This is a genomic window from Mesorhizobium sp. M7A.F.Ca.CA.002.09.1.1 (genome assembly GCF_003998555.1).
Classification (GTDB): Bacteria; Pseudomonadota; Alphaproteobacteria; order Rhizobiales; family Rhizobiaceae; genus Mesorhizobium; species Mesorhizobium ciceri.
Map to the genome: position 1 here is coordinate 1 of NZ_RZRR01001472.1, position 704 is coordinate 704.

The following is a 704-nucleotide window of genomic DNA, read 5'->3' on the forward strand; positions in this document are numbered from 1 at the left end:
GGCCTGAACTCCGGCTTCATGATCCCGCAGGTGACGGCGGCGGCGCTCGTTTCCGAAAACAAGCAGAAAGCCTATCCGGCATCAGTCGATTCGATCCCCACCTCGGCCAATCAGGAGGACCATGTTTCGATGGCCGCGCACGGCGCGCGCCGGCTGATCGGCATGGTCGAGAACGCCACCGCGGTGATCGGCATCGAACTGCTGGCCGCGGCCCAAGGCTGCGATTTCCACGCGCCGCTGGCCTCGAGCGACGCCCTGGAGGCGGTGCGCAGGCTGGTGCGGGCCGAAGTGCCGCATCTCGACAATGACCGCCATTTCCACCCCGATATGGAAAAAGCCATCGCCATGGTGCGCAGCGGTGCGGCCATCGAGGCCGCCGGCGGTGTGGCTCTGCCGTCGATTTCCGGAGCGGTGTGATGGCAAGCGCGCCCTGGCTGACGGTCACGCCCGGCACAGCCCCGTTGCTGGTGTCGATACCACACGCCGGCATCGACCTCGCCGGCCTTGAGAATCGGCTGGTCTCGCCCTGGCTCGGCCGCCGCGACTGCGATTGGTGGATCGATAATCTCTATGACTTTGCCGCCGGCCTCGGGGCGACGGTGGTGCACACCGCGATCTCGCGCACCGTCATCGACGTCAACCGCGATCCCTCCGGCGCCTCGCTTTACCCCGGCCAGGCGACGACGGGCCTTTGCCCGACCGAG

2 protein-coding genes are annotated in these 704 nt (G+C 67.5%); both read left to right on the top strand.

What is annotated here, in order from left to right; genetic code table 11:
- A partial coding sequence (locus EN994_RS34085) for an aromatic amino acid lyase (RefSeq protein WP_164746558.1) occupies window positions 1–417 on the top strand: 417 nt, incomplete at its 5' end.
- On the top strand, window positions 417–704 hold a 288-nt coding region (locus EN994_RS34090), incomplete at its 3' end, for an N-formylglutamate amidohydrolase (protein ID WP_206530576.1). The genes EN994_RS34085 and EN994_RS34090, both read left to right, overlap by 1 nt.